Consider the following 25651-nt stretch of genomic DNA (forward strand, 5'->3'; position numbering starts at 1 on the left):
TATATAGTTAGTAGTAACATTTTTAAAGTGCCACATTATATGACAACTTTCTGGATATACAAAATCGGAAGCTAAAAAAGCAAATATATTTTTCATTTTGTTCGAAATCATAGTTTTCTTAAATGAATCTTAAATTAAATGTTACTTTTTGTTGTTAATGATAAATATTATCACTATAATTCGCACTGATTTTGAGCACTTTTCTATTTTTTCTCGTCCAGCTTTGGAACTCTAGTTATGAGTAAATTTAATTTATCCCCGCTTTCTTTTGCATTACTTGGGGCAATGACCACTTCGGCTTTTGCTGATACAACAACACCTGAAAATACCAATACACACCAGCTCGCAACCATTGTGGTATCAGCTTCTGGCTTCGAACAAGATATTAAAAATGCACCAGCTTCTATTAGCGTTGTGACTAAAGAAGATATTGAAAAGAAAAATGCAACCAGTATTGCAGATCTACTTTCGGACGTGCCAGGCATTGATATCCGCGATGGTATTGGAAAGACCTCAGGTTTAAATATTAAAATGCGTGGCCTAGGCAATGAATACAGCCTGATTCTGATTGATGGTCGCCGTCAAACTACTTCTTCTGATGTAACACCAAATGGTTTTGGCGAATCGGCAAATGGCTTTTTACCTCCACTCGCTTCAATTGAACGGATTGAAGTCATTCGTGGACCAATGGCAACGCGCTATGGTTCCGAGGCGATGGGTGGTGTCATTAACATTATTACCAAGAAAATTAGCAATGAATGGAATGGTAATGTCACCGTCAGTGGCAATGTGATGGAACATGGCGGCGAAGCCGACTCATGGAAAACCAGCATCGTGGTGAATGGTCCAATTATTCAGGACAAACTAGGCTTCCAGTTACGTGGTTCTTATTTAGATCGCCAAAAGTCAGAACGGGTTCCAGGCACTTCAGGCCGTGACCCACGTCCAAGTGAAGCAGATATTTATGATGTCGGTGGAAAATTATCCTTTAAATTGGATGATCAAAATAGCTTCTGGGTAGATGGTTTTCACTCAAGTCAAACTTATAAAAATGATGATAACCGTTTAGGTACATTGGATACACCAGAACGAGCCAATGGCTATAAAGACGAGCTGGAATTCAAACGAGATCAGATTGCTGCAGGTCACCATGGTGACTATAGTTTTGGTCAATGGAACTCTTATGTCAGCCAGACTAAAACAGAAACAATTGGCCGTACCATTCCAAGAAATACTTTCCCTGGGAATGCAGCAGCAGGTCAGGACCGTACCTTAAAAAATACGGATTTTGTTGCCGACTCACATGTAGTTATGCCAATTGCAGATCATAAACTCACCGTTGGCGCTGAATATAAAGAAGCAAAAATTGCAGATGATATTGCTGGTCTTGGTGCAACATTCAAAAAAGACTCGTTCTCTGTCTATGCAGAAGATGAATGGCGCATCTTAGATAACCTTGGCTTTACGCTCGGTGGTCGTTATGAGGATCACTCAGGTTTCGGTGGTCAATTTAGCCCGCGCGCTTACCTCGTTTGGAATGCAAATGACGAACTTACAATTAAAGGTGGAGTAAGCACAGGTTATAAAGCACCTTCTGCAAAAGACCTTCACAATGGTATTGTAAGTATTAGTGGGCAAGGAACCTCATTTAACATTGGCTCTCCTAACTTAAAACCAGAAGAATCAACCAACTATGAACTTGGCTTCAACTATAACAACGGTAATTTAGACCTCACCACCACAGCATTCTTTAATAAGATTAAGAACCTGATTACTGAAGGGCCTGAATTACTGAACTGTTTCTCTGAAAAAAATCCAAATCAACCCGGTTGTGTGAGCTATGGATCACATATTACTCAGGATACATTTGCACAAAAAATCAATGCAGATGAAGCTGAAACCAAAGGTGTTGAACTCAGTCTGAAATACAGCATTATTCCTGAATGGGACATTAAAGCTGCATACACCTATATGGAATCAGAAATTACCAAAGGTAAGAACAAAGGTTCTTATCTAAGTAATGTCCCTAAAAATGCATTTAATATGACCTCAACCTGGCACATCAATGATGCATTTGATGTATGGTTACAACATGAATATAAATCAGACCGTAAGCGCTACAATACAGAGCAAACCGCAGGTGATGCCGCTATTATTTATAATGCAACTAACAATAAATTAAAGGGTTATAACTTATTTAATTTAGGTGCAAGTTATCGTGTAAATGATCAATTGCGTTTCAATGGTTCAGTGAACAACCTGCTCGACAAAGACTTTAGCAGCAATGGTTCATATATTGATGCCAATGGTAATCCGGCCTCTTATTATGACTATATGCAAATTAGTTCAGGCATGTCTGGTACTTATCTAGCAGGCCGTAACTACTGGTTATCTGTATCCTACGACTTCTAAGTAATCTATACATCACTATATAAAAAACCTGCACATGCAGGTTTTTTACACTTTTCCCCCGCTCATACCATGCTTTTTGAAGTCATCGCTTGGACAATTTTTTATACTCAGAGTTTAAATTAAACTTTAAAATTTCTACTGTCTTCGCTTTTAAACCTTGAGCATATTGTTTAGAGCCCAAGGTTCAGATCATCTTCACTTTTCCATTAAAAATAACAAGCTGATATTCAAAAGCTTTCATATTGAGTGGCTATTGAAAAAACAGAATTCACTTCATTCGAATGAAAAAACAATTAAATCTAAATAAAAAATTAACTCTTAATGTACAATCGTTTTTATAGATTAAATAAAAAAATCAACAAATTAACTACATTTAAGAACAAAACTTCATTCATATTTCCATAATTAAAAGCTGAGGGAATTGGAAAAATCAATTCCAAACAAATGCATATAGAAATAAGAATGATTATTCTTTGCATAAATTTTTATACTGTTTAGGCGTGTCTCATGTCGTTTATCAAATCACGGAAGAAACTTGTCTCTTCTGCAATTGCATCATCACTTTCGGTTATTGCAGTGCCTGCGATTGCACAAGAACAACCCGTTCAACTCCCAACTATTCATGCGCATGCAGAACAAGAACAGAGCCTCAAGGTTGATAACTCTGCAAATGCAAAATTTGTTGCACCCCTTAAAGATACTCCGAAATCAGTCTCTATCCTTTCTCAAAAACTGATCAAAGATACCAACTCTAATACCTTACTCGAAGCACTTCGTTACGAGCCAGGGATTACTTTAGGTGCGGGTGAAGGGGGTACACCATTTACAGATATGCCCTATATTCGTGGTTATAGTGGTCAATCATCAATTTATGTAGATGGCGTACGTAACACCACCTCACAAAGCCGCGACATGTTCGCGATTGAACAGGTTGAAGTCATTAAAGGCTCTTCTTCTGCCCTCGGTGGAGGTGGCAGTGTGGGTGGTAGCATTAACCTTGTCCCGAAAGTGGCTCATCAGGGTGATGTATATCAGGGCAGCATTCAAGGGGGCACCGACAACTATCGCCATATCCAGCTGGATGCCAATAAAGATTTCGGCAATGGTATTGCAGGTCGTGTTGTGGTGATGGGGCATGAAAATGAAAAACCGGGTCAACACAATGGTGCAGAATTTGCTCGTGCAGGTCTCGCATCAAGTCTTGCTTTTGGCTTAGACACAGCAACACGCGGTACATTCAGCTATTACTATTTACGTAGTAATGACGAACCAGATGCAGGTATTCCATTTAATAATCCAACACGCGCCCCTGCGGGTGTAACGCTTAACCCAGGTGATGGTCGCCCAGTAAGCGTCAAAGCCGGCACTTACTATGGCTGGAAAGATCGTGATTTTGACAAACGTGAAAATCACATTGGCACCTTCAAATTAGAACACGATTTCAATGAAGATCTGACCTTGTCAAATGTGATGACTTATAACAAATCAAAGTCGGACTATGTCTATACCAATGCGGATGACTCAAATGGCAATATTTACCGCGGTACAATTGCTCGCCGTGCTTTAAGCCGTATTCTGGATACCGATGCCTATAGCGATCAGCTGTCTTTAAGAGGCAAGTTCAACACTGGCGCATTTAAACATTCATTTAATGTAGGTACTGAGTGGAGCTATCAAAATACCGATCAGGGCGTGCATACCTTTACCAATGCGGCTGGCCAAACGACTTCAACTATTCTGGCTTCGAATGTCAGTGGTTGTGACACAGCTTCCGCTACGTCAAATGGCTGGTGTACGGGTTTAAATAATCCAGGCAATGGTCGCTTTACTGACAGTTTAGGCAGTATCAAAGGTCAATCAACAACACGTAGCCGTACTGCCTCTGTTTATGCCCTCGACAGTATTGAGTTTAACCCACAATGGTTACTTAACTTAGGTGTTCGTTGGGACAAATTTGATACCGAGAAGAAATATAATAAAGATGTCTATGCGACAGATAAAGGCGCTTATGACTATTCCAAAGTTGCCACAGCTAAAGGCACTAAATACGAAAGTGATGCTGACTTCTTTACTTATCAGGCCGGTTTAGTGTTTAAGCCAACTGAAGCAGGCAGTATCTATGCAAGTTTTGCGACTTCAGCAAATCCAGTCGGTGTTTTAGCTGAAGGTGATAGCAGTGATAATGCACTCGGTACGACAGATATTGTGAATAATCTGAAACCTGAAGAAGCACGGACTTTTGAAATCGGAACCAAATGGGATCTGTTTAATGAACGTGCCAATTTAACCGCAGCTATTTTCCGTACTGAAAAGCAAAATACCCGTATTCAAATTGATCCAACTACAACCACCAATGCGGGTGAAAGTAAAGTAGATGGATTTGAAGTGAGCTTAAACGGCAAAATTACCAATAAATGGGATATTTCTGCAGGTTATAGCTATCTGGACAGCGAAATCACTAAGGCAGCTTATAACGCCGTCGCTCAAGAAGGTAAACCACTTCCATTCGTTGCGAAAAACAGTGCAACTTTATGGTCAACATATAAAGTATTACCGAACTTAACACTAGGTGCGGGCGCAGAATATCGTGATCAAGTGTTTGTAAACACGACAGCACCGAAATTCTTGCCAACCTATACCATCTACAATGCAATGGCAAAATACGATGTAAACAAAAATGTGAATTTACAACTTAACGTGAATAACATTGGTGATAAACGTTACTTTACCAGCGCACATGCTGCACATTATGCATTCGAAGGTAATGGTCGTAACGCGGTACTTGCTGTTAATTTTAAATACTAAGCAACAGCGCCATAATAACTTTATGGCATTCAACTGAGTTCATATAAAATAGCCTCGTCATGAGGCTATTTTTACAAATGCAATAAATATTCAAAAGGTGTTCAGCGTGATCCATCATATTCCCAATGTATTAAGCAAACAACAAGTTGCAGAATTCCGCCAGTTAATGGCAGATGCAAATTGGGTGGGTGGGAAAGTGACTGCGGGGACCCTCTCTGCTTCAGTGAAACAAAATCAGCAGCTCTCAGAACAAGATCCCCTGACCCATGCGCTTAGTGATATTGTGATCAAAGCGATCTGGCAACATCCACTGTTTCAGGCTGCAGCATTACCTCATAAAATTATTCCGCCCCTGTTCAATCGTTATGATCAGTCAGAAAGCTTTGGCTTTCATGTCGATAATTCGATTCGCCTGATTCGTGGCACATCCGAGCAAATCCGCACCGATTTATCCTGCACCCTGTTCTTAAGCGAACCAGAAGAATATGAAGGCGGCGAACTGGTGGTCGAAGATACCTATGGCTACCATGAGATTAAACTTCCCGCTGGTGATGTGGTGCTTTATCCATCAACCAGTTTGCATGAAGTCAGTAGTATTGACTCGGGAACCCGTTTCGCATCATTCTTTTGGGTCCAAAGTCTGATTCGGGATGATAGCAAGCGCCACCTGCTCTTCTCTTTAGATGAAAGTATCCGTGAACTGCGTAAAACTCATGGCGATGCTTATCCAGAAGTGATGAAACTAACTAATATTTACCACAATCTGATCCGGATGTGGTCTGAACTATAATTTAAGGCGTGCTTTGGTGGTAGAGGTAAAGATTTATCACCTTTATCACTTACTTGCTAAATCCCCACCAAAGCAATTCAGACTTCTCTCAATAAAATAATATTAAAATTTAAACCTAAAAGACTGAAATTTAATACAAAAGAGGACTAAAAATATTAGAGCATTAAAAAAAATTAATAAAACCCCTTAAATATCAAAATATTAAGAAAAATAAATTTCATGCTAAATTTTATCTCCAACATATTTTTTGCACTAAAAAAAGCATTACAGTAGATTAAGAGCTACTAAAGGATGAGTAATACAGAACATTATGGATAAAGAAGTTATTGATATTTTAAAGAGCAAGAAACTTCGGGTAACGATTCCACGCATCAAAATTCTTCGCATATTAAAAGACGCATCTATCGAATTAACTGCAACCGATATTCAAAAAAAATTATTCCATCAAAACAGCGCTAAAATTTCGAGTATCTATCATGTATTAAGAGAATTAGAGAAAGTTGGTATTATCCAAAGATATAAAGATGGGGATATCCAAGCCTCCTTCTCTTTTAAAAAAAGTTATAGCGCCATAAGATTCATCTGTAGCGCTTGTAAGACCATCTTTACTTTAGAAACACTGCAAGAAAAGGAAGAACGAAGTTTAGTGCAACTGATCGAAAGTTTATCTAAAAAACATCAGTATGAACTTAACTCCTTTACACTGACTGTAAACACACTCTGTGTTGCTTGCACTAGAGCTTAACTCCCAATGTAACCAGATAATTTTCAGGTTTTCACACGCCCTGATGTCATAGCCGCTACATTAATACTCCATTAACGCTTAGAACTATATTTTTCTCAAATGATGAGAAGGATATTATTTTTTCTCTATCCAACGAAATTTCGGTAAATTTTCCCGAACAAATTAAAAAAAATGAAAAAATAGACAAAATTTTTCGCATTACTCTCTTTAAAATGTTTTATAGACCTTTGCAGCCGTCTGTATTTTCGCCTAGACTGATCCCAGTTAGATGATTAATATAACTGCAAAATTAAATAACCCATACGAATGGTAGATGATGAAAACAAATCGCGGCTTTATTCACCCGTCTCATACAACACATCTTGCTGCTCTTCTCCTGATGCTGCGCCTCGCGCGCGTATAAATTTTTGCCTACATTTTTAGGCACTCGATCCCCAGATTCGCTTTAAATCAATTCTTATAGACACCATATATATTTGTAGCACGTTGCCTTTTATTTGACTCAGCAACCATGCTACGACAAGGAGTTATCTCATGATGTTGGCTGACCCAAGCAAAAAATACCGCCGTATGTACCAGCGCGTCGATTTACCCGATCGCCAGTGGCCAAATAATGAAATCAATCAGGCACCGATCTGGATGAGTACCGATCTTCGTGACGGTAATCAGGCAATTTTTGAGCCGATGAACATGGAACAAAAATTAAAAATGTTCCATATGTTGGTCAAGATTGGCTTTAAACATATTGAAATCGGCTTCCCCTCTGCATCACAAATCGACTTCGACTTCACCCGTAAGTTAATTGAAGAAAATTTGATTCCGGATGATGTCTATATCGAAGTATTGGTACAAGCGCGTGATCACTTGATTGAACGCACTTTTGAAGCATTGGTCGGTGCAGAACGTGCCATCGTGCATATCTATAACTCAAACTCGCCGACTTTCCGTAAGAAAGTCTTGAATGTCGATGCGAATGGCTCAAAACAGCTTGCCATGAATGCGGCAAGCAAAGTTAAGGAATATGCGGCACAGTACCCGGCAACAGAGTGGATTTTCCAGTACAGTCCCGAATGTTTCACCGCAACCGAATTAGAAGTCGCCAAAGAAGTTTGCGATGCAGTGACTGAAATCTGGGAAGCTTCACCAACCAACAAAGTCATTTTGAACTTGCCTGCAACTGTGGAAGTGTCGACGCCGAATGTCTATGCCGATCAAATCGAATGGATGCACCGCAACTTGGCACGTCGTGATGGCGTGATTATCTCGGTTCACTGTCACAATGACCGTGGTTGCGGTATCGCAGCCTCTGAATTGGCAATTATGGCAGGTGCTGACCGAGTTGAAGGCTGTGTGTTTGGAAATGGTGAACGTACCGGTAACGTTGACGTTGCTGCAATTGCCTTGAATATGTATACCCAGGGTGTTGCACCTAACTTGGACTTCTCCAATATCAATGAAGTGATTGCAACGGTCGAAGAATGTACGGGTTTACCAGTGCATCCTCGTCATCCATATGCAGGTGATTTAGTCTTTACCGCATTCTCGGGTTCACATCAGGATGCAATTAAGAAAGGTTTCGAGTTCCAGAAAAACGAAGAAATCTGGGATATGCCGTATTTACCAATCGATCCGAAAGACTTGGGTCGTGACTACGATGCGGTGATTCGTGTCAATAGCCAGTCAGGTAAAGGTGGTATTGCTTACTTGTTAGAATCGAATTACAACGTTGCCTTGCCACGTCGTGTACAAATCGAATTTAGCCAGATCGTACAGCAACATACCGATGAAAATGGCACTGAAATCAGCGCCCATGAAATCTGGTCTTTGTTTGAAAAAACCTATGTGGATGTGAAAAACAGCCATTATCACACCAAGCATTATCAATTATCAGATATTAATGGGACACAAATCATTGAATTGGACGTTGAAATTGATGGTGAAATGCAACGTCTACGCGGTGAAGGCAATGGCCCGATTTCAGCCATGTTGAATGCTTTACAGTTACCGATTGACGTGGTGAACTACGAAGAGCGCAGCATCAGTTCAGGTGCCAATGCCAAAGCCCTTGCCTTGATTGAGCTTCAGGTGAAAGGTACAGGTAAGAGTGCATTCGGTGCTGGCGTACATGACAACATCGTGACCTCATCAATTGAAGCCATTATTGCATGTACCAACCGCTTGATTGAGCAAGGCGTGTTGACCACCGACCAAGTGGCTGCCGCAGCCGTTTAGATCGGTGAAATATCACATAATCGTCAGTAAAGCTGAGTTGTAATATCAGAAAAAATGACTTTTGAAAGGATACCTGAATTGGTATCCTTTTATTATTAATGATTTATTATAGGGCGAATCATTCCAGTGTCTTTTCCATCGGATTCAGTGGGTTTAGTCACTCCACAAAAGTTTCAATTTGAACAACCGCTAGAGCTTGAATGTGGCCGCGTATTGCTGCGTTTCGATTTAATGGTTGAAACCTATGGAACACTCAATGCAGATCAATCCAATGCCATTCTGATTTGCCATGCACTTTCAGGACATCACCATGCTGCAGGCTATCATCATGAAGATGATAAAAAAGCAGGTTGGTGGGACAGCTGTATTGGACCAGGAAAAGCAATTGATACCGATCATTTCTTTGTTGTTTCATTAAATAATATCGGGGGCTGTAGCGGCTCTACCGGCCCAACCTCACCGAATCCAGAAAATGAAAATCGCCCTTATGGTCCAGACTTTCCACTGGTTACCGTGCGGGACTGGGTCAAAACCCAGGCCATGCTGTCCGACCGACTCGGTGTCGACGTCTGGTATGCCATTATTGGTGGATCTTTAGGCGGTATGCAAGCCTTGCAATGGTCTCTGGATTATCCGGATCGCCTCAAAAAATGTGCCGTGATTGCCAGCGCACCTAAACTCTCGGCTCAAAATATTGCCTTTAACGAGGTGGCACGCCAATCAATTCTCTCTGATCCAGACTTCCATCATGGCCGCTATCTGGAAAATGACAGCTATCCGAAACGCGGCCTGATTCTGGCACGTATGGTTGGGCATATTACCTACTTATCTGAAGAAGCCATGAAGCAGAAATTTGGCCGTGACCTCAAGTCAGGCAAATTTATGTATGGTTTCGATGTCGAATTTCAGGTTGAAAGCTATTTGCGTTACCAAGGCGAACAATTTAGTCGTAATTTCGATGCAAATACTTACTTGATTATGACCAAGGCACTGGATTACTTTGACCCTTCCCGTGAATATGAGCACTCTTTAACAAAGGCCATGAGTAAGCCGAAATGCCAGTTTCTGGTGATTTCATTTACCACGGACTGGCGTTTTAGTCCGAGCCGTTCACAGGAACTGGTGGATGCCTTGATTGATAATCATAAGCCTGTCAGCTATCTGGATATTGATGCTGAGCAAGGTCATGACTCGTTCTTGTTCCCTATTCCACTCTATGTGAAAACACTACGGGCATTTTTAGGTGGAGAACAACAGTTGCAATCGACACGACAGGAGCAGCACTGATGCGTATAGATCAACAACTTGCCGAAAAATGGATTAACCCGAACTCTAGCGTGTTAGACTTAGGCTGTGGTGATGGTGAATTGCTGGCTCACATGAGCAAACAGCACAATATTCGTGCCTATGGGCTAGAAATTGATCAAGAAAAGATTGCAATTGCCATCAGTCGGGGGTTAAATATTATCCAACAGGACTTGAACCTCGGTTTAAGCCGCTTTGCCGACCAGTCTTTTGACTCTGTGGTTATGGCACAAGCTTTACAAGCTGTAGATGCACCCGATGTATTACTCCGTGATATGGTGCGTGTCGGCAAACAGGCAATTATTACTTTTCCAAACTTTGCGCATTGGAAGACGCGTTCTTTTCTTGCATTAAAAGGGAAAATGCCTGTTTCGGAAGCTTTACCTTATATGTGGTATAACACCCCGAATATTCATTTATGTACTTTCCGTGACTTTGAAGCCTTATGTGCCGAGAACCGGATTAAAATTATTAATCGACTTGCCGTTAATGGTGACCAACAAGGTAGTATGCTCAGCAAGCATATGCCGAACCTATTTGGTGAAGTCGCAATTTATCGAGTGAGCGCTCTATGAAAAAGACATTAATCAGCACATTTTTATTTGGTCTGATCAGTATACAAGCGCACGCTGACTATGTTGCCCAACCACAATCGGTTGCAACACAGGCAGCGCGTTATTCAGTGATGGACATCGGTGGATTACAAAGCGCAGCCAAATCAGGTCAGGCGGGGGCACAATTTTATTTAGCGACCCGTTACCAGTATGGTAAAGACGTGGCTAAAGATGAGAAACAGGCATTTACCTTATTCAAGGCTGCTGCGGATCAAGGTTTATCTGCAGCACAATTGAATGTGGGCCGCATGTATGCCGATGGTATTGGCACCAAGAAAGATGAAGCTTTGGCTCGTAAATATTTCGAGAAAGCCGCCAGCAATGGCGATAACCGTGCTAGCTTTAATCTTGCCATGATGGAAGAGCAAAAGAAAAACTATATGGGTGCTTATCAGTGGTATGAGCTTTCAACCCGTGATGGCATGCTCGATACCAAAGTGATCAAACTTTCTGAAGGTAAGAAAACGGCGTTGGCAGCAAACTTGACCCAAGACCAGATTCGTACTGCACGTGACCGTGCTGATAAATGGATTCAAGCGCAATAATCTTATTTAGAGATATTGAATAATAAAAAACCGACTTGTAAGAGTCGGTTTTTTATTTAGATCTAATTTTTAGTTGCCTGTTAAACGCTTCGATCAAAGTTCTTTTACTTTTCTGGTTCTAAATAGATAATACCAACATCTATCTTTTCCAAAATTCTCGCCCCAGGATTCTCTTTAATATCTTCAAGAGATTTTCCATTTGAATAGTCCACTATTCTAGGCTCATAATCTTCAAAAAAAACATAAATTTGTGGGGCACTAGCGGACATTTTTTTTAAATTCGGCCTAAAAAAATAATAAGACTCGGCTTTAGGGGTAATCTTAAATCGACCATGCTCATCTGTCTTAATACTTGTATCATCGTTAAGGCTATACCCGATATATCCTTTTCTACTAGAAATGGGCTTTTTTGTTTTAATATCAAAAATTTGCCCATAAAGCTCTGGTTTTAAATAATAGTTTTTAGGTGTACAAGCAATCAGCCCTACAATGCAAAATACAAAAAAAATTATCTTCATAGTCGTATATACAAAAATTTATTGTTTAGATGTGAAGATAAAATTCCAAATAGCATTCATCATAGATGCCAAAATCAACTATATCCATATTAAAATCAAAACTTAACTAATTTAATTTATAATTTATCTTTATAAATCTTTTTAATTTATCAGATTTATAAAACTCCATACACTTTTGGAAAATAGCATTACTTTTTTCTGAGCTAGACTCAACATAAATTGGTAAATTTTCTTTATAAAAATATTTTGTATTCGATTTAACAAAGTCTGAAAGAGCAAGTTGTTGTTCAGGTGTCCCCACATTAAATGAAGAATAGTCCCTTAAATTTTCTCTTTGATAGGCTTTAATTTTCTCATAATTATCATCCAGACAAACTTTCAAAGCAAAATCATTTGGGTTTAGTTGAACTGAGTTTGCCTCTACTTTAAAAAAAGAACTCAAAAATACAATCAACAGAAAACTTATTACTTTCATTTACTTTAACTCCCAAAATGATATTTTCGTCGTTTGAACTACCTTTACCTTAAACCCCTTATCAAAATAAGGCATTTCCCTCATAAACCAAAAATAATATTCCATAGAAGATGGAACATTATGATCACTAGGCCCCACATACAGTAAATTTCTACCATCCCAAAGCGTAAAATGCCCTGATGCATTACCCCAACCCGTTACATCAAACACAACAATTCCCTTTTTACCTTTGATTTTTTGTAAAATATTAGTTTGAACACCAGTAATTCGCTCTTTAGCTTGAGCCGATTGGATAGCATTAACCTTTATAGGAGTATAAGATATATCTGGGCTTTTAAATCTGTTAAACATGAATGTCTTTAAATCTTTAACTCTTAACCAATAATTAAATTTGTCCTCTCCAACTAAATTTCCTCCTGCTGGTGCTTGAGGCAAACGGATACCCGATCGATTTAATGCGTAAGACATACGAGCAGCACATGTATTTTCCCAGTCCCTAGGATTCTCTCTTGCTAATTGAGCAAATCTTTGAGATACCATAGGATAGAAATTACTACTGGTTATATTTTCTTTAGGATAGCTAGAAAACATATCATTCCATGCCGGCCTATTTACTTTAATTTTTGAAGCGCTATTTCCTGCAGAGGCGGTTAACTGAGCCATACACTATTATCCTATTTTAGATTTAATTTCTTATTTTTGAATACGTTTTTCAGAACAACCTCACCATTAGCATTTACTGGTCCCTGAACTTTCATTTCTTTTAAGTTATCAAAAATAAAATCTCCATCATCGTACGTTAAAGTAATTTCAACGATCTCTCCCTCAGAGTAATTTATCGTTTTGACATGCAAATTCATATCTACAAAATATCGAGACTCTGTCTCCAATTTTATGAAATCATCCCCATAACTCCAAAAAATTTCTTTTATTTCTTTTTGAGTTGAAGAAATGAATTTATTTTCATTTGTTTTTTCTTGTGATTGCGTATAAGAATGTCCACTACTCCCAACAACATGTGTTTGTTGAGGCATGATGGTTGCACCACACGTTAGCTTATCACCAACGTAAGCGACAGGTTTACCATCAAAAATGACATGATCATGGCTTTTTATTACTGTAGACCAGCATCTACATTTAGGGCAAAAATGCCCATCTCCCGTCCTTACAAATAAATTTCCCTGCTGAGAACTCATCATTTGGGTTGCTGGAATCATGCCACCATGATCTGTAAATGCATTATGAATCGCAAAACCTTTTGCCATAATTTAGTCCTTTAGAGAGGTATCAGAACTTAGTAAGTGATCAACTTTTGGCTGATCTTTAAAAATACGTATCGCAACGGATGTATTTGGACTATCAATAATCTCATCACCATTTTCTAAATGGCTCCCCACCAAAGCAACTGGCACGCCATCAAGTATGCATGCTTGACCTGCGCCTGAAATAATTTTAGAAGTTGTACCATTCTTATAAATAACGTCATCACCCACACGAGCAATCGACATCTCTGCAATTTTATAATGATGATAAGAAGCACTAACTAAACCACCATTTTTTGTTTTAGCACCATTTACAGCAAGATAATGAAGTGTCTGTGGCTTATTCTCCCAATATAGTTGTTCAGCTCTTAAAGTCTGCTCAATATCTTCCTGAGACATTTGCTGCAATTGCTCTATGGCCAATTCATGTAAAAAGGTCGGACTCATCATTTACCCTCTATTCTTATTCTTTCGAGTCTAAGCATAACAAATTTCACAAAATAGACATACCTGTATGTATCAAGTATCTATTTTCATAAAATTTGCCTAAAATCCTCTTTAATTTTTTCTGATCTGAAAACGGATATGTCTACCCAATCCTGGCTCAACCAAGGCAGCCTTGTGCTTGCAAGTAATAACAAAGGCAAAGTTGTCGAATTTGAACACCTCTTTCAACAACTGAATCTTCCTGTTGAAATTATTCCCCAAGGCAAACTCGATATTGAAGATGCGATCGAAGATGGTCTCAGCTTTGTTGAAAATGCCATTATCAAGGCACGTCATGCGTCTAAGCTTTCAGGTAAACCTGCACTTGCAGATGACTCTGGGCTATGCGTTCCGGTTTTAGGCGGTGCGCCTGGCATCTACTCTGCGCGCTATGCTGGCGAACATGGTAACGATGCTGCCAACAATCAAAAGTTGCTGGCCGATCTTGCACCTTTTCGTAAAGACGGCGAAGTGATTGAAGGGATGTTTGTTTGTGTACTCGCACTGGTCACGCATGCAGAAGACCCGCTGCCACAAATTTTCCAAGGTATCTGGAAAGGTGAGATTTTAACAGCAGCACGTGGTGAAAACGGTTTTGGTTATGACCCTTTATTTTGGCTACCTGAACTCAATGTGTCGAGTGCTGAACTCAGCAAGGTAGAGAAAAATAAGATCAGCCATCGTGGCCAAGCCATGCAGCTATTTAAAGCCAGTCTGGTTTAAAACCCTAAAGTGCTCTCCTATATGAGGGCACTTTTTATATGTAGCAATAGACCATAGATCACAATCACAATACAACTGACGATGGTTCCTGCAGCAATATAGCGAGCTGAAACGCCTGTCCCTTGATAATGCGTCTCCAATGCCACAATATTGGCGGCAGGCGGTAGACAGAATAAAAAAAACAAAACCGGAATCAAAAATTCAATCTGCGGCATGGCGACAAAATAATAAGTCATGGTACATATGATGACGCCACAGAGTAGCTTGAACATTAGGGTTCGAGTACTCAGCAGCAAATCAGCCACATGTACACGGGTATGTCTCAGCCACATTCCCAGAATGCACATCCCGGCAAAGCTCATCCCAAACTTGGCAATCTCATACACTCCTTCTACCAGCGCATTGCCCTGCAAATCATGCCCTCCCAACAGCCATAAAACCAAGGCTGCGAACAAGGCCAATACAGGGGGTGATTTCAGTACTTTTTGCAATGTTGCAAGATAATCAGTGGGCCCGTCTGAAACCGCAGCCACCGCCCAGATATTGCCAAACAGTGAACCACCAATATATAACGCAATCATGGCTGCGCTGACCTGCTCTCCAAATAAGGCGATAGCAAATGGAAAACCCAACCAACCGATGTTGCTATAACTCACACAGAGCGCTTGTAAGCGATCCTTCGAAAAATGGAAAAAACCATAAAATAAAATAATCGATGTAATAAAACTAAATCCCATCAAGGCCAAGCTGCCTGCCTGATAAAACACCATGTTGTAGATGATCACCGCTGGGATAAAAAGCCGTGCCAATAAGGAAGATAGGACTTTTTTCGCCTGTTCTGCGACTTTGAACTGAGCAAGCAATAGCCCGAATATAAAGGCACTTACTGGAAGAATGAAGGTCATGTCGATCTATTTTTTTATCATGTCTTGATAGGCTGCTTATGCTAGCACTATTTAGCATGGGATAAATGCACTGTCTTAAAACTGCAATATAAATGTCACATCTCTGTCATGCCAAGCTGTTGAGATATATCCAAAGTTTTATAGGAATAGAATGATGGCGGGTTTATCAATTTGGCATGTACTGATTTTTGCAATCGTGGTGATTCTACTTTTCGGTACATCAAAGCTTAAAAATCTGGGTAAAGATGTCGGTGGTGCAGTGAAAGACTTCAAAAAATCCATGAAAGAAGACGAAACTGCGGCCTCTTTAAATGAACCTCGCACTATTGATGCTCAAGTTAAAAATACTGAAAGCTCGGTAAAAAGTTAAGCGAGCACGACTATGCTGAATTTGGGAATGACCGAAATCTTTTGCTTTGCAGTGATTGCATTGCTGGTGCTCGGTCCTGATAAATTACCAGAAGCTGCCCGGTTCGTAGCCAAATGGTATGGAAAAATTAAAAAGTTTATCAACAATATTCAGAATGAAATTGACCGCGAACTTCGTCTTTCCGAGTTCCGCGAAGAAATGCAAAAAGAAATTGATAAAATCACAGAACTTGAACGCAGGATGCAACAACAGCTAGATGCGCTTAAAAATACACAAACGCCTTCCGAGACTGAACAAGTCAAAGCTGAGACTAAAGCTTTTATCATTTATACGTTGAGTCCGCAGCAAGCGATCCTGCCGTTCAGTCTTGAATATCACAAGCAATTACCTTTCAAGCCTGAGCCGAGTCTATCGACTCAACCGTTTGATACAGAATTAAAGATTGCCGTATGAGCCAGTTACCTTCGACCTCAGTAAATCCTGAAGAAACCCTGCAACAAATGCCAGTGATGCAGCATTTGATTGTACTCCGTCAATATCTGTTCAAGATTGTCGGGGTGACGATTCTGCTGTTCTTCTGTTTATTGCCGTTTAGAAACACGACCTATCAATGGCTTTCAGAACCGTTAAGACAACAGCTACCAGCCAGTTCAACCATGATTGCGACTGATGTCACGGCCACATTCATGGCGCCATTCAAGCTGAATCTGTTTGTCGCATTCATGCTGGCCATGCCCTATATCATTTACCAGATCTGGTCATTTATCAAACCGGCCCTGTATGAAAAGGAACGCCATCTGGCTATTCCGCTGCTATTGGGCAGTATCGTGCTGTTTTATCTGGGTGTGGCCTTTGCCTATTTTATTACCTTGCCGGCAATTTTACATTTCTTTATCAGTGTTTCACCTGAAACCGTTGCCCCAATGACCGATATCAACAGTTATTTAAGTTTCTGTTTAAAACTGTTTCTGGTGTTTGGTTTTACCTTCGAAATTCCCATCATTACCCTAGTTCTGATTTTAATTGGTGTGGTGAGTACCCAGAGCCTGATTGAGAAACGCCGTTTCATTGTAGTCGGCTGTTTCTTTGTTGCCATGTTTGTAACCCCACCTGACGCCTTGTCGATGATTATGCTGGCGGTACCGATGTGGATGTTATTCGAACTGGGTTTATTGTTTGGAAAAATACTCGAAAAACGTAAAGCATCGGCTTAAATGAACCGAATCAGATCCCTGAGCATGCTTCAGGGTTTTTTTATTTTAAATTTATATTTTTTAGCTATTTATAAAAATTCAATTGTCTTGAAACTGCCTTCAAACTGTCAAAAAACTGTCATCTCCACTTCATAGAATCAATCAGGATTTATTTACCCTATATTATAGATACGGAATTATTATGACAGCCAATACTAATCAGCCAAGTCGTCGTGATATTTTAAAATGGTTCGCTGGCGTTCCATTTTTACCATTGGGGGCAATGGGGACAGCTGCAGCTTTAACGGGTTGTAATGATGACAACGATAACAATGTTGTTACACCACCAGCAAAACTGGTTAAGTTTAAAAATGCCAAATTTACCCCTATGGCAGCGCCCTCAACCACAGCAGAAATGGCCACTACTTCAGTCAAGTCTAGCCTGACCGTGACCTGGGAAGACAATACCACCACCGAATATAAACTGGGTTATCAGGAATTTTTCCGCACAGGTATGCAAGTCGACAATATCGATGGTGGAAAAATTATTGCTGGTAGTTATTACGACATCAACAATAAACCGATCCGGGATACCTCGGTGGCAGGTCAGGAACGTCAATTCTTCTCTGACTGTCCAGATGGTTCGTCAATGATTCATCTTCAAGGTGCACAAGTACCGGGCGTCAATAATCCAGTCTTCCATGTGGTGCAGTTCGAATACACCACACAAAACCTGGCACAACAAAGTATGTATGGGCAATTACCTTCTCCAATTGCAGTACTGACCTTGGATCAGGATCAGAAAACAGGTCATCTGGCATTGAAAAAATACTTCAATGTCGATATGTCCAAAGTGCACGGGCTATGGATTACCTGTGGTGCGAGCCTCTCACCGTGGAATACCCATCTTTCTAGTGAAGAATATGAACCGGATGCTTTTGATCAGATCGGTAGCAGCCTCGCAACTTTGAAAGCCTATAGTAAAAATCTGTATGGCAATGAAAATACGGCGAATGTCTATAACTACGGCCATTTACCGGAAATCATTCTGGATGGTAAAGGTCGTGGTACTGCCGTTAAACATTATTGCCTAGGCCGTATTTCACACGAACTGATTCAGGTGATGCCAGACAACCGCACCGTGATCATGGGCGATGACTATACCAACGGCGGTTTCTTTATGTTTGTTGCAGATAAAGAGAAAGATCTTTCTGCAGGCAGCCTATACGTTGCGAAATACACAGCTGAATTGAATGAAACCTCTACTGCACCGATTAAATGGATCAAACTGGGCCATACCAACAGTAAAACCATTGAAGATCTGGTCAATGTTCGTGGCATTAAAGCCGAAAACATTATGGAGAGCTTAAGCACTGCTCCAGCAGATTTGACCGGTTATACCCAGATTGTACTGGATAAGAAAACCCTGTGGGTCAAGTTAAAAGAAGCCAATAACGGTTTCAGCAAAGCCGAAATCGAACTGGCGGCAGCTTTCCTTGAAACTCACCGTTATGCGGCGCTCAAAGGCGGTAGTATGGCCTTCACCAAAATGGAAGGCACCACGGTCAATATCAAGGATAAAGTGGCTTATTCTGCACTGGCCAATATCCAGGACTCCATGATTGAAGGTAAATCAGGCTGGGTGGCTGAACATAATGTGAAATTCAAAAACACCCTGAAAGCCGGCGGTGTACTTGCACATGACCTTAAAGGCAGCCAGATCGATCACTTAAATGGTGTCATCAATAGTGAATGGACCCCTTATCAAAGTCATATGGTCTTGATGGGCAAGGATATTCCAGTGGACGGTCTAGGCAATACGGCTGATCCAGACAATATCGCCAGTCCAGATAACCTAAAATTCTCTGAAACCTTACGTACCCTGTTCATCGGTGAAGATAGCGGTAACCATACCAATAACTTCTTGTGGGCATATAACGTGGATACCAAATCTTTAGACCGAATTCTTTCGACACCAGCAGGTGCAGAATCAACCGGTTTACATGCGGTTGATTCAGTCAATGGCTGGACCTATATCATGAGCAATTTCCAGCATGCAGGCGATAGCTCAAAACTGCCTGCTGACTTGAAAGCAACCGTTTTAGCCAACTACAATGGTGGTTATAGTGCCAGCGTCGGCTACATCACTGCTGACCCAGTTGCACCATCAATTGAGAAAAAAGCTTAAATCCAAGCTTTCATTGTAAAAAGAAAATGCCGACTTCATGTCGGCATTTTTTATGGATTCAACTCGAGCTCTAACGCAACAATCTGTCCCTGCTGTTGCCCTTGCTGGGATTTTTCCAGCCATTGCCATTGTGTTGAGTTGAGTCTTAAAAAGTTTGAGCAGCGTGTGCCGTAGACCGGACTCTGGATAAAGGTCGAAGACAATAAGGCTTCCATTTCAGTGCTGATGCCGGTGTCAGGTAACAGGTCTGCAATGACCTTACGTTCATCTTCCAGAATATCCCAGGCCACATGTCTGAGCTCGGCCTCAGATATTTGTGCTTGTTGCAGCATCGGTAAAAACTCCTGGGTAAAGCGCTTGCGTAAATGTTGGGTCTTTTGCCAATCTTCGGACATTAAGCCATTCGATACCACATATACCCCATTTGCCAGTACCTGAGGCGCTTCACCCCGGTTACTCATGTAAACGGCCTGCTCCCGATCACCAACAAACAGATTAAAGCCTGCATAATCCTGCTGTTGCTGTTCTAGTTGCTGGGCAAAACGAATCGGTGCCAGCTCACTTTCCAGAAAAGACTGGATCAGATGGCCACGTGAAGTGGTGTAGGATTGCTGATCCCGGCCATTACGGAAATTGGTGAGGATGGCCCATCGTCCCGATGCAGTCACGCCCATCCAGGTCCCGCCTGACTGCAAGTCCTGCCCGGCCACAATCGGACTCGCGGGCCACTGATGTAAAGCGGCACTAGGACGATGATAAAATTCATCACGGTTTGAAAGTAGACATAATGGCATCTCATCCAGTACATGCCATGCGAAAGCGACAATACACATTGATTTGGTTCTCACATCTTTACACATTGAATGTACAACATTTTTCACATCATTCCGCTACAATCTGATCAAAACTTAATTTCAAATTCTACATTGAGGAACAGCAATGCTGACCTATCCAAATATTGATCCAGTTGCGCTGAGCTTAGGACCAGTCAAGGTGCACTGGTATGGACTCATGTATCTGTTGGCTTTTCTATGTGCCTGGGGTTTAGCATCGTACCGCGCTAAACAACGTGATGGCTGGACTGCCGATATGGTTTCAGATCTGGTGTTTTACGGTGCGCTAGGTGTTGTGCTGGGTGGACGTGTCGGCTATGTGCTGTTTTACGAATTCGGTAAGTTTCTGGAAAATCCACTGTGGTTATTTCAGGTCTGGACCGGCGGCATGAGCTTCCACGGCGGTTTCCTGGGTGTCATGATTGCCATGTTGTTCTGGTGCAAAAAGTATCAGAAAACCTGGTTTCAAACCCTGGATTTTATTGCACCATGTGTACCGACAGGCCTTATGTTTGGACGTTTTGGTAACTTTATTGGCGGGGAACTTTACGGCCGTCAGGTGCAAGATCCAAACTATCCTTTCGGGATGATTTTTCCAACTGATCCATTAGGTCTGGTCCGTCATCCTTCACAAATCTACCAAGCGCTATGTGAAGGTTTGATCCTGTTTATCGTACTGTGGTGGTTTAGTTCCAAGCCACGTCCACGTATGGCGGTTTCTGCACTGTTCCTGACCGGATATGGTGTTGCCCGCTTCTTTATGGAATTCTTCCGTCAACCCGATGCAGATCAGGGCTTTATCCTGTTTGGCTGGATGACCAAAGGCCAGATCCTCAGTTTCCCAATGATCATCATTGGTCTGTGGATGATCTGGTACGCCTATCGTCGAAACATCTATGACTGGCAGTTAAAGAAATAAAATGATGGGAGCAAAAGCTCCCATTTTTTTGCGCTGTATTCATTATCCATAAAAAGCGTATAGTGATTTTAGAAGCTATCCCTATCGCAACAGGTCAAAGCGATGCCAGATCACCGTGCAGGCTTTAAAAGCCACCAACTCGTTCTATCGCTCTCCCCTTTACAGTTGAATCGGGAGATTGTGACAGCAATAGAAAAAACACTTGGCCTTTCCTTCCTTAATGAAGATGAGCCACATCGGGTGTGTTTTGCTAATCAAAATGCTGAACTGCAAGATGCCTATAAACAGGTTTTCAGTGCTATCGATCTGCTTGATTATGTCTATGCCATGTTGATCTCAGCACAAAGCAATCTCGATAAAATATCGCTGCTCAGTGAAAATCAGAGCGTGATTGCCTGTCCAACCGATCCTCTACACTTCTGGCAGTTGGTTCGAGTCGGACAACAATACCGACTGTCCCAGACTTAAAATTTTCCAGCCAACGCCTTAACGACTTCACCCAAACGCTTGCCTTGTGCTTCACACAGAACCTTTTCATCCTGGCTCAGACTTTGATCATGGCGAGGCCCGCTGACATGGCTGGCGCCATACGGTGTTCCACCGGTTTTGGTATTCGACAAGGCTGGAATTGAGTTGGGCAAGCCCAAGATCATCATGCCGTGATGGAATAATGGCGGCAGCATGGTCAATAACGTACTTTCCTGCCCGCCATGCATGGAACCTGAAGAAGTAAAAACACAGGCCGGTTTATCATGCAAAGCGCCATTCAGCCATAAACTGGTGGTTTGATCCCAAAAGTACTTCATCTCACTGGCCATATTGCCAAAACGCGTTGGCGAACCCAAGGCCAAACCAGAGCAATGGCTGAGATCTTCTAAAGTGCAATAAAGGTCGCCATCTGCTGGAATACTGGGCGCCGCTTCAGTGACGACGGTGGCTAAATTCGGCACGGTTCGAATGCGCGCTGTTACACCTGTAGCTTCAATGCCATCGGCAATCAGATGTGCCATTTGCTTAGTGGAACCATATTTACTGTAATAAAGAACAAGAACGTAAGGTTGCATCACTTTCAAGAATTTTGTTAAAAAGGACACTATACGACATTTTATACATTTTAGGCTGTTACAAGTCCTGTGCTTTTGCAGGATCTTATTAAAAATAATTAGGATAGAACCCATGATCTTAGACCGTTATCTAAAAAAACTGCCTTTTTTAGAAAAAACATGGTTTCAATTTATTGTGTTTGTGTTACGACGTTTTGAAGCGGATCGCTGTCGGGAACAGGCAGGAGGACTGACCTATACGACCCTGTTTGCAGTCGTTCCCATGTTGACTGTTTTTCTGGTGATTATCTCCTCGATTAAAGCTTTAGAACCTGCGCGGCAACAGCTGCAACAGCTGATTTACAGTAACTTTTTACCGAAAAGCACCATTGCCTTTGACAAGGCCTTGAATGCCTTTACCGAGAAATCCAGCAATCTTACCGTGATTGGTGTGCTATTCCTGTTTGTTACCACCGTGCTGATGCTGACTTCGATTGAGAATGTGTTTAACCGCATCTGGCGCGTTAAGGAAACTCGCACGGGTCTGGTCGGTTTTATGCGTTACTGGACCATTATTTCACTGGGCCCAATTGTGTTAGGCAGTGCTTTTGTATTGTCTTCAACCGTCGCTTCGATGAGTATTCTCAGCAATAATTTTGCAGGCTATCAGCTGGATGGTGCCTTCCTGCTCTGGCTGATCTCGTTTTTACTGACCGTTGTTGGCTTCTTCATTTTATACTGGACCATCCCGAACCGTATTGTCCCGGTCTTTTCAGCCTTTATTGCCGCCTGTTTTAGTGCAACCGTATTTGAAATTCTAAAACGTTTTTTCGGCTGGGTGATGAGCAACTTCACCAGCTATGAAATCGTTTATGGTGCATTTGCCGCAGTGCCGATCTTCCTGCTCTGGATTTACCTGTCCTGGAATATCATTTTATTAGGCGTGGAAATCAGCTATGCCCTTACCGCCTTTCACTCTGGCAAAGAACAGAAACGCCATCCGATCCTGATGTTACTCGACATTCTGGAACTGTTTTATAAGAAGCAGCAGATTGGACAAAGTGTCAGTGAGAAAGAGCTGTTAAATATTATCGGTCGTGGCGAATTAGGTCGACTACCGGCTTATATCCTGCAACTGGAACAGCAGAACCTGATTATGCGTACTGATAAAGACGAATATGTACTGGTCCGGAATCTGGCGCAGGTCGATTTCTGGAGTTTCTTTACTGCCCTGCCTTATCCATTACCGTTACGTCCCGATGTTGAAAATATTCATCAGGACGATGAATGGATGGAACGGCTCGGCCCATCCCTGATTGAAAGTAATGATTATTTAGCTGCCAAGCTCTCCATCCCGCTGTCCACCATCTTTGAACAGAAATAGTCAAAAGGCCTCAATCGAGGCCTTGTTTATTTTCTGATCCAGCCTTGCAGACTAACCACCACAATGCCAAGTAATACCAAGGCTGAGCCCATTACAAAATTCAGTTCAATTTTTTCGCCCAGCAAGCAGACGCCAAAGGCTATGCCAAATAACGGCGTCAGAAATGAAAATACGCCCAACCGCGAGGCCAGATAATTGCGTAATAACCAGAACCAGGCCAGGAAACTGGCAAAGGACACAATCAGGGTATGAAAGGCCAGACTGCCGATCACCAGCGGGGTAAAATGAATGGTGGCTTGTCCGAGAAAAAATGCCAAACCGAACAGCAATACAAAACTGCCTGCCAGTTGATAAAACAGGGTTTGGGTAACGGCGGCCTGAGCCAGCGAAGATAAACGCACTGTCACCGTGGTTGCCGCCCAGGCAATCCCCCCTGCCAAAGCCAGTAAGTCACCCCATAACATCTGCTGTTCTAGCTGGGTGGCACCCTGCTTTGCTCTCATAAAAGTGACCACGATCCCTAAAAATGCAATGGCGATACCGCTCCACTGCAACACACTTAAACGCTCGGAAGGCAGTTTCCAGTGCAGCCCCAAAGCTACAAAAATGGGAGCGGTATACAACAGCACCACCGCATGAGATGCAGACGTCCATTGCAAGGCCTGCGCCAGCAAAAAGAACTCCAAAGAAAATAAAAAAGCGACCAGTGCCCCTGCCTTGAGATTCTGGCGATTGAATAACTGACTGGCTTTATCCAGATACAGCAACGGCAATAACAAAATTGCAGCCAGACCTGACCGCAATGCAATCTGCATTAAGGGCGAAATATCGGGAGCTGCCATTTTTAAAATGACTTGTTGTAAGCCCCAGATCATACACAGTACGACCATCAGGCCCGATGCAGTTGCATCTAATGCTTTGCGCTCATCCATCGCACGCTCCCGATTCTATTATTTGAGCACCAATATAAGGCTGTCAGATTTTCATGATATAGTGAAAATCTGACAAGACATGCGTGTATTCGGGCAATTCTCATCTTATGAAAAAGTCAGCACAACGGATTCAGGATTTTCAGGCCATTCCAACCTACAATGATATTCCGGCACCTTTATGGTTACGGGTTCGGGATGCACCTGCAGAGACTTTTTATCCTAAACATGCGCATGCCTGGGGGGAGTTTATTTATGCCTTTGACGGGGTGCTTGAAGTTAATATTGAGCAGATCAATTACCTTACCCCGCCGCCTTATGGCATCTGGCTGCCACCGCATCTGCAACATAGCGGAATTAACCGGAATGATGTGACCTATTGTACGCTTTATATTCATGAATCATTATGTCAACGGATGCCACAACAGGCCGGGATTTTACTGTCCGCACCGCTGGTTTGCGCACTACTGGAACATCTTCGTCACACCGCATTTTCAGAACACGATCCCGAATATATCCGCTTACTTCAGGTTTTACTGGACGCATTGACCCATGCTGAACTGGTCGGCAGCTATTTGCCCACCACGCAACATCCGGCACTGGCTAAAGTTCTGAGCCATTTACATGAGTTTCCTGCCGACAACAGCACCCTTGAACAGCTCGCACACATGATCAACATGACCGAACGCACGCTGGCCCGCTATAGCCAGAAAGAATTGGGCATGTCGCTGCATGAATGGCGGCAGCGCTTAAAAGTCATGAAAGCCATGTCGATGCTCAATCAGGGTAAGACCATTGAAAGTATTGCGCTGGATTTGGGTTATGCCAGCTCATCTGCTTTTATTTATATGTTTAAACGCTGGATGCATTTCACCCCTGACCAGTTCCGCAAGCTCTATCAAGGCAGTTAAGCTTTGCTTGGATAGCGGATAATTTATAAGGCCTTGCAATAAAAAAAAGCGCTGCTATTTATTG

The 25651-nt window shown here is 41.9% G+C and carries 26 protein-coding genes; 17 read left to right on the forward strand and 9 right to left on the reverse strand.

The window, feature by feature from the left end; translation table 11 throughout:
• The first annotated feature begins 237 nt into the window (after window positions 1–237).
• From MSG93_RS17185 to MSG93_RS17220, 8 genes are all read left to right on the forward strand, one after another.
• Window positions 238–2412 carry a TonB-dependent receptor domain-containing protein gene (locus MSG93_RS17185; protein ID WP_324622652.1) on the forward strand — a complete coding sequence of 725 codons (2175 nt, stop codon included), beginning with the start codon at window positions 238–240 and terminating at the stop codon, window positions 2410–2412.
• Window positions 2413–2919: 507 nt separating this feature from the next.
• Window positions 2920–5217, forward strand: coding sequence for a TonB-dependent siderophore receptor (locus MSG93_RS17190; RefSeq protein WP_324622653.1), 2298 nt, complete (start codon window positions 2920–2922; stop codon window positions 5215–5217).
• Window positions 5218–5323: 106 nt separating this feature from the next.
• Window positions 5324–6007 (forward strand): Fe2+-dependent dioxygenase, encoded by a 684-nt coding sequence (locus MSG93_RS17195; protein ID WP_005283116.1) that lies wholly within the window; start codon window positions 5324–5326, stop codon window positions 6005–6007.
• Between the two features lie 310 nt (window positions 6008–6317).
• A complete protein-coding gene (locus MSG93_RS17200) occupies window positions 6318–6752 on the forward strand; it encodes a Fur family transcriptional regulator (protein WP_005283113.1) in 435 nt (144 codons plus the stop codon).
• A gap of 534 nt (window positions 6753–7286) precedes the next feature.
• Window positions 7287–8984 carry a 2-isopropylmalate synthase gene (gene leuA, locus MSG93_RS17205; RefSeq protein WP_324622654.1) on the forward strand — a complete coding sequence of 566 codons (1698 nt, stop codon included), beginning with the start codon at window positions 7287–7289 and terminating at the stop codon, window positions 8982–8984.
• Window positions 8985–9110: 126 nt separating this feature from the next.
• Entirely contained in the window at window positions 9111–10271 is a 1161-nt protein-coding gene (metX, locus tag MSG93_RS17210; RefSeq protein WP_324622655.1) for a homoserine O-succinyltransferase MetX, read from the forward strand.
• A complete protein-coding gene (gene metW / locus MSG93_RS17215; protein ID WP_004775800.1) occupies window positions 10271–10864 on the forward strand; it encodes a methionine biosynthesis protein MetW in 594 nt (197 codons plus the stop codon). Before metX ends, metW begins: the two co-directional genes overlap by 1 nt.
• Window positions 10861–11448 carry a tetratricopeptide repeat protein gene (locus MSG93_RS17220; RefSeq protein WP_005227336.1) on the forward strand — a complete coding sequence of 196 codons (588 nt, stop codon included), beginning with the start codon at window positions 10861–10863 and terminating at the stop codon, window positions 11446–11448. Before metW ends, MSG93_RS17220 begins: the two co-directional genes overlap by 4 nt.
• A 104-nt stretch (window positions 11449–11552) precedes the next feature.
• Here the strand turns inward: MSG93_RS17220 and MSG93_RS17225 are convergent, their stop codons facing one another.
• The 5 genes from MSG93_RS17225 to MSG93_RS17245 form a co-directional block, all read right to left on the reverse strand.
• A complete protein-coding gene (locus MSG93_RS17225) occupies window positions 11553–11966 on the reverse strand; it encodes a hypothetical protein (protein ID WP_324622656.1) in 414 nt (137 codons plus the stop codon).
• A 106-nt stretch (window positions 11967–12072) separates the two neighbouring features.
• Window positions 12073–12441, reverse strand: coding sequence for a hypothetical protein (locus MSG93_RS17230; RefSeq protein ID WP_324622657.1), 369 nt, complete (start codon window positions 12439–12441; stop codon window positions 12073–12075).
• The gene (locus MSG93_RS17235) at window positions 12442–13104 is read right to left on the reverse strand and encodes a type VI secretion system amidase effector protein Tae4 (RefSeq protein WP_324622658.1); all 663 of its coding nucleotides are present in this window, start codon (window positions 13102–13104) and stop codon (window positions 12442–12444) included. It lies immediately after the preceding gene.
• Window positions 13105–13115: 11 nt separating this feature from the next.
• On the reverse strand, window positions 13116–13706 hold the full coding sequence (locus MSG93_RS17240; RefSeq protein ID WP_324622659.1) for a PAAR domain-containing protein: 591 nt from the start codon (window positions 13704–13706) through the stop codon (window positions 13116–13118).
• A 3-nt stretch (window positions 13707–13709) separates the two neighbouring features.
• Window positions 13710–14153 (reverse strand): PAAR domain-containing protein, encoded by a 444-nt coding sequence (locus MSG93_RS17245; RefSeq protein WP_324622660.1) that lies wholly within the window; start codon window positions 14151–14153, stop codon window positions 13710–13712.
• Window positions 14154–14288: 135 nt separating this feature from the next.
• On the opposite strand from MSG93_RS17245, the gene rdgB reads away from it, so the two are divergent.
• A complete protein-coding gene (gene rdgB, locus MSG93_RS17250; protein ID WP_324622661.1) occupies window positions 14289–14912 on the forward strand; it encodes an RdgB/HAM1 family non-canonical purine NTP pyrophosphatase in 624 nt (207 codons plus the stop codon).
• 17 nt (window positions 14913–14929) lie between these two features.
• Here the strand turns inward: rdgB and MSG93_RS17255 are convergent, their stop codons facing one another.
• Window positions 14930–15817, reverse strand: a complete 888-nt coding sequence (locus MSG93_RS17255; protein WP_324622662.1) for a permease — start codon at window positions 15815–15817, stop codon at window positions 14930–14932.
• Between the two features lie 154 nt (window positions 15818–15971).
• Here MSG93_RS17255 and tatA point away from each other — a divergent pair, with 154 nt between their 5' ends.
• The 4 genes from tatA (at window position 15972) to MSG93_RS17275 (ending at window position 19568) form a co-directional block, all read left to right on the forward strand.
• Window positions 15972–16187 (forward strand): Sec-independent protein translocase subunit TatA, encoded by a 216-nt coding sequence (gene tatA / locus MSG93_RS17260; RefSeq protein WP_032876465.1) that lies wholly within the window; start codon window positions 15972–15974, stop codon window positions 16185–16187.
• A 12-nt stretch (window positions 16188–16199) separates the two neighbouring features.
• On the forward strand, window positions 16200–16640 hold the full coding sequence (gene tatB / locus MSG93_RS17265; RefSeq protein WP_199950380.1) for a Sec-independent protein translocase protein TatB: 441 nt from the start codon (window positions 16200–16202) through the stop codon (window positions 16638–16640).
• Window positions 16637–17401 (forward strand): twin-arginine translocase subunit TatC, encoded by a 765-nt coding sequence (gene tatC / locus MSG93_RS17270; RefSeq protein WP_005283090.1) that lies wholly within the window; start codon window positions 16637–16639, stop codon window positions 17399–17401. The genes tatB and tatC overlap by 4 nt, the downstream gene beginning before the upstream one ends.
• A 181-nt stretch (window positions 17402–17582) precedes the next feature.
• Window positions 17583–19568 (forward strand): PhoX family protein, encoded by a 1986-nt coding sequence (locus MSG93_RS17275; protein WP_005283087.1) that lies wholly within the window; start codon window positions 17583–17585, stop codon window positions 19566–19568.
• Window positions 19569–19618: 50 nt separating this feature from the next.
• On the opposite strand, the gene MSG93_RS17280 is transcribed toward MSG93_RS17275, so the two are convergent.
• A complete protein-coding gene (locus tag MSG93_RS17280) occupies window positions 19619–20401 on the reverse strand; it encodes an NRDE family protein (RefSeq protein WP_005283083.1) in 783 nt (260 codons plus the stop codon).
• 106 nt (window positions 20402–20507) lie between these two features.
• Here MSG93_RS17280 and lgt point away from each other — a divergent pair, with 106 nt between their 5' ends.
• The gene (gene lgt / locus MSG93_RS17285; RefSeq protein ID WP_005227354.1) at window positions 20508–21320 is read left to right on the forward strand and encodes a prolipoprotein diacylglyceryl transferase; all 813 of its coding nucleotides are present in this window, start codon (window positions 20508–20510) and stop codon (window positions 21318–21320) included.
• A 102-nt stretch (window positions 21321–21422) separates the two neighbouring features.
• Window positions 21423–21788, forward strand: a complete 366-nt coding sequence (locus MSG93_RS17290; RefSeq protein WP_324622663.1) for a hypothetical protein — start codon at window positions 21423–21425, stop codon at window positions 21786–21788.
• Here the strand turns inward: MSG93_RS17290 and wrbA are convergent.
• Window positions 21785–22384, reverse strand: coding sequence for an NAD(P)H:quinone oxidoreductase (gene wrbA / locus MSG93_RS17295; RefSeq protein WP_324622664.1), 600 nt, complete (start codon window positions 22382–22384; stop codon window positions 21785–21787). The genes MSG93_RS17290 and wrbA overlap by 4 nt on opposite strands.
• A gap of 112 nt (window positions 22385–22496) precedes the next feature.
• Here wrbA and MSG93_RS17300 point away from each other — a divergent pair, with 112 nt between their 5' ends.
• Window positions 22497–23747, forward strand: coding sequence for a YihY family inner membrane protein (locus MSG93_RS17300; protein ID WP_005227359.1), 1251 nt, complete (start codon window positions 22497–22499; stop codon window positions 23745–23747).
• A 26-nt stretch (window positions 23748–23773) separates the two neighbouring features.
• On the opposite strand, the gene MSG93_RS17305 is transcribed toward MSG93_RS17300, so the two are convergent.
• Entirely contained in the window at window positions 23774–24679 is a 906-nt protein-coding gene (locus MSG93_RS17305) for a DMT family transporter (RefSeq protein WP_032868689.1), read from the reverse strand.
• Between the two features lie 107 nt (window positions 24680–24786).
• Here MSG93_RS17305 and MSG93_RS17310 point away from each other — a divergent pair, with 107 nt between their 5' ends.
• The gene (locus MSG93_RS17310; RefSeq protein WP_324622665.1) at window positions 24787–25587 is read left to right on the forward strand and encodes a helix-turn-helix transcriptional regulator; all 801 of its coding nucleotides are present in this window, start codon (window positions 24787–24789) and stop codon (window positions 25585–25587) included.
• Window positions 25588–25651: the final 64 nt, after the last annotated feature.

This window comes from Acinetobacter sp. IK40 (assembly GCF_035615075.1).
Taxonomy (GTDB): domain Bacteria; phylum Pseudomonadota; class Gammaproteobacteria; order Pseudomonadales; family Moraxellaceae; genus Acinetobacter; species Acinetobacter courvalinii.